Annotated in this window: 3 protein-coding genes; all 3 read left to right on the forward strand. The window is 38.9% G+C overall.

The annotated features are described in order from the left end of the window. A partial coding sequence (locus E1176_RS06150) for an aldehyde dehydrogenase family protein (protein WP_155209684.1) occupies window positions 1-1,432 on the forward strand: 1,432 nt, incomplete at its 5' end. Between the two features lie 58 nt (window positions 1,433-1,490). Beyond that, window positions 1,491-1,850 carry a hypothetical protein gene (locus E1176_RS06155; protein WP_155209685.1) on the forward strand — a complete coding sequence of 120 codons (360 nt, stop codon included), beginning with the start codon at window positions 1,491-1,493 and terminating at the stop codon, window positions 1,848-1,850. Window positions 1,851-1,925: 75 nt separating this feature from the next. Beyond that, the gene (locus tag E1176_RS06160; protein WP_155209686.1) at window positions 1,926-4,925 is read left to right on the forward strand and encodes an AsmA family protein; all 3,000 of its coding nucleotides are present in this window, start codon (window positions 1,926-1,928) and stop codon (window positions 4,923-4,925) included. Window positions 4,926-4,960: the final 35 nt, after the last annotated feature.

Here is a 4,960-nt window from a genome sequence, read left to right on the forward strand (position 1 = left end):
TGACACAGTGAAATCGGAAGTTGATCAAAAACGTATAGATGAAGTTTTTGCTAATCAAAAAAAGCGGGCTTTAGCGCTGCGAAATGAGAAATTGAAAGAGCGAAAGCTTCGCCTTAAAAAACTTCAAATATGGATAGAGAAGAACAGAGAGGCGATACAACATGCTGTAAATTCTGACTTTAGTAAGCCTAAAAGTGAAGTTGACGTATCGGAGATATTTCCTGCGTTAAATGAGCTCAAGCATGCCATCAAACACCTAAGAGATTGGGCAAGCCCACAAAAAGTTGATGCACCACTCACATTACTAGGCACCACTTCTTACGTTCAATATGAGCCTAAAGGCGTCTGTTTAATATTAGCCCCCTGGAATTATCCTTTTAATTTAACCATTGGCCCTTTGATTTCAGCTTTGGCAGCAGGAAACACGGCCATGCTTAAACCTTCCGAATTGACTCCTAACACATCGGCACTTATTGAAACTATGGTTGGTGAGTTGTTTCCTGAAAATGAGGTAGCTGTATTTCAAGGTGACGCAGAAACAGCAGTAGCTTTACTGGCAAAGCCATTTGATCATGTTTTCTTTACCGGAAGCCCAGCAGTAGGCAAAAAGGTGATGGCTGCTGCAGCAGAACATCTGACGTCAGTTACGCTTGAGCTGGGTGGCAAATCACCAGTAATAATTGACGAAACAGCAAAGCTTCAGGATGCTGCAGAGAAAATTGCCTGGGGAAAATTTCTGAACAATGGACAAACCTGCCTCGCACCAGATTATTTGTTGATTAAAAAAGGACTTAGTGACCAATTTATTCCTTTATTAAAAACAGCTGTTCAGCTACAATTTGACCATGAGTTGAAAGGCTTTAACGAATCAAGCGACTATGCAAGGATTGTAAACGAAAAGCATTATCAGCGATTAAACGACATGATTGCGGAGGCTGTAGAAGGGGGAGCAACTGTTGAAATGGGTGGTAAATCTGATAGTGAAAGCAATTTTATACCACCAACTATACTGAGCAATGTGCCTGATGATTCGGGTCTGTTAAATGATGAAATATTTGGGCCTATTTTACCTGTTGTAGAGTATGATACTATCGATGAGGCAATCGATATTATAAACAACAAACCTAAGCCGCTGGCACTTTATTATTTTGGCAGAAGCAATCAAAACAGAGATACCATATTGAATAACACCTCTTCGGGTGGGGCATGTGTCAATGATTGTGTTTTACAATTTACTCATACCAATTTACCGTTTGGGGGTGTAAATAATAGTGGCATAGGAAAATCGCATGGGCGATATGGCTTTCTGTCTTTTTCTAACGAAAAGGGCGTGCTTAGACAGCGAGTAGGACTTACACCGACCAAAACCGTATACCCGCCATACAACAATAAAGTGGCAAAACTTATTGATGCCATGATCAAGTATTTTTAAAAACTTAAAACAATGTTTTAGCTCTCCTGCCGTTGTACGTGGCAGGAGAAGTTGAAATATGAAAGTAACAGTTTTAAGTTGTTTAGTGCTTTTTATAACCTCGGCTTGTGAAGACCAGGGAGACATCAGTAAAATGACATCAGACCGCTGGTCGATTACCTGGCAGCTCAATAACAACACAACTCAGGGAGAAATTTATTTATCAGATAACAACCAGGCTACTGTAGTTATAAAAGAAGCGGATCATTTCTTTTTTAATGAAGCTGAGACCGTTGATTTTTTGTGGTATCTCAATGACCAAACCCTCACTCTTCAAAGAAAGGACAACGGTTTTATCATGGACTATAAGATTGTTGAAAAGCAGGAAAACCAGATTAAACTGGCTTATGAAGATCTCAATGTTAAGATTTATAGATGATCAATAGCTGCCTAAAATTTCATACAATTCTTTAGTAAATTTGTTATACCACCTTAGAGAACTAAAACCAACAGTATGAAAAAATTATTGATCGTAATCGGTAGTTTACTGGTTATCATTTTGGCTGCAGCAGCTATAGTACCCGTTATTTTTAAAGACGATATAAAGGCAGCTATTGACAAGTCGCTTGAAGAATCTGTAAATGCTGATATAGTTTGGGATACTGAAGATTTTGGTATTTCATTATTCAAGAATTTTCCTAACGCCACAGCAAACCTCAACAACTTTGGAATATTTAACAGGGCTCCATTTGATGGGCAACTACTGTTCGCGGTCAAAGAATTTGAAGTTGAGGTAGACATATTTAGCCTGTTTGGTGATCAAATTCAGATAAGCGGAGTAGAGCTAAACGAACCACAGGTTTTTATTAAATTACTTGAAGATGGTACGGCTAATTATGATATCGCCATAGCAGATGATACACAGCCTCAAGACGCTACAGATACCACCGCGGCTGCATTTAATATAGGTATCGATCATTGGCGCATAACAAACGGTCACATCATTTATGATGATGCTACCATTCCTTTTTCTTTAGAACTGAAGCATGTAGAACACACGGGAAGTGGTGATTTTACTCAGGATGTGTTTGATCTTGTAACCAATACCACTGCTGATTCTGTAACAGTTGTATTTGATGGGACAGAATATGTTACAAACAAGCAACTTAAGGCAGATGCAACGCTTTCAATAAGTGAAGAATACACCAAGTATACTTTTAAGGAAAACCAGGCAACAATAAATGATTTTGCGCTTGGTTTCGATGGCTTTTTAAAGCTCAATGAAGATGGTAGTATGGATATGGACCTTACCTATGACACCAAAGAGAATACATTTAAAAGCCTTCTTTCTCTCGTACCAGGTATGTACACCAAAGATTTTGAAGGATTAGAAAGCTCGGGTTCTCTTACCTTTAATGGGGCAGTGAAAGGCCGCTACGATAGCCTATCGATGCCAGCATTTAATTTGGCCATGCAGGTAGATGACGCCATGTTTAAATACCCCGATTTGCCTACGGCTGTCGATGATATTAAGCTCAATCTATTTGTTGATAATCAGGATGGTAATATTGACAATACCTTGATTGACCTCAAAGAATTTCATATGCAATTTGGGCAAAACCCTGTAGATGCCCGATTACTTGTTAAAAACCTGAAGAACTACGATATGGAAGCAGATATTCAGGCTAAGCTTAACCTGGCAGAGTTAAATCAAATGTTTCCGATGGAGGGAACCTCGATGAAGGGTCTTTTTAATATAGACTTCAAAGGGTCTGGTATTTATGATAGCATTGCTAATAAGTTTCCTGCTATCGATGCTACCATGAGTTTAAAAGAAGGTTATGTAAAAACATCCGAATTTCCTTATGCCATGGAGGATTTGCATTTTGATGCAAAAATCACAGATAAGACAGGTACGATGAAAGACTTCACCGCTGTAATCAACGATTTTACCATGATTATGGACGGAGAAAGATTCAAAGCTGACGTTACGTTTGCCAACCTTGAAAATTACAATTGGGATGTAAAAGCCAATGGAGGTATCGATCTGGAGAAAATAACAAAGGTGTTTCCTTTAGAAGGTATGGAACTGGCCGGTAAAATTAAAGCTGACTTGGCGACTAAAGGTAATATGGCAGATCTCGAAGCAGAGCGATATAGCCAGCTACCAACAAGTGGTTCAGTAACAGTAAATAATTTCAATTATAAAGATCAGGAATTGCCCTATGATGTTTCAATCTCTTCAGCGAAAGCTTCATTTAACCCTCAAGAGATGCGTATCGAAAACTTTAGCGGAGTTGTAGGGAAAAGTGACATGAACATTACGGGCTCTATAAGCAATTATATCGGTTATATCTTCGGTGACAATGAGGTTTTAAAAGGTTCTATGACGATGAAATCTAATTTACTCGACCTTAATGAGTTTATGACGGAGGAAGAAGACCCCAATGCGGTTAGTGCCAGCGAAGAAGAAAGTTATGGAGTAATTCAGGTGCCAGAAAATATCGATTTCACATTAAGCTCTTCTATCAAAAGTGCGAAAATGATGGATATGGAGTTTAAAAATGCAACGGGTGATATTATAGTAAGAAACGGTATTGTCAACTTAAGTGATCTTAAGTTCAATTTACTCGAAGGTCAGTTTGCTGTCAATGGCTCTTATAATGCAAAAGATATCAAAAAGCCCATGTACGATCTCAAATTGAATATTGAGAAACTGTCCATTCAATCTGCTTTTAAAAACTTTGAAATAGTGAAGCAATACGTGCCCATAGCCAATCTGGTGGATGGTGATTTTTCGACTGACTTTAGTGTAAATGGATTGCTAAATGAAAGTATGATGCCTGAACTAGGCACAATAACTGGTGCGGGGCTTTTTGAAATTGCCCAGGCCACTATGAGCAACTCCAAAATATTAAACGGTATAGCGTCTCTTACAAATCTGAACGATACTGATAAAGTGACCATGCGGGATGTATTAATGAAGGCAAGCATTAAAGATGGCAAACTCCAGGTGGAGCCATTCGATGTAAACTTAGGAAGTTATAAAACCACTATTTCTGGCGCCACTGCACTCGATGGAACCATAAGCTATGGTGTACAAATGCAAGTGCCTGCCGGAAAGCTTGGCAGTCAGTTTAATAGTTTTGTGAGCAGCTACACAGGTGGTTCTGATGCCGGTTCATCAACGATACCTGTTACCATAGGTCTTGGCGGTACTGTTACCGACCCTCAACCCAAGTTGATGATGAGCGAACAAAAGGCTCAGGCCAAAGAAGCTGTGAAAAAAAAGCTGAAAGAAGAAGGCAAGGAAGCTGTAAAGGACGTAGCTAATGATTTACTTAAAGATCAGGCCAAAGACGCAATAGGAGGACTATTGGGAGGTAAACCAAAGTCTGATTCGGTAAAAGCAGACAGCACTAAGAAAGATGCTGATTTAAAACAAAAGCTTGAAGAAGACGCCAAAAATAAAGTAAAGAACCTCTTTAAAAAGAAAAAAAGCGGAGGTAATTAAAAATTAAAGAGGCTGTCTCAAAAGTTGTAAAACAA

Source organism: Fulvivirga aurantia, assembly GCF_009711475.1.
GTDB lineage: Bacteria > Bacteroidota > Bacteroidia > Cytophagales > Cyclobacteriaceae > Fulvivirga > Fulvivirga aurantia.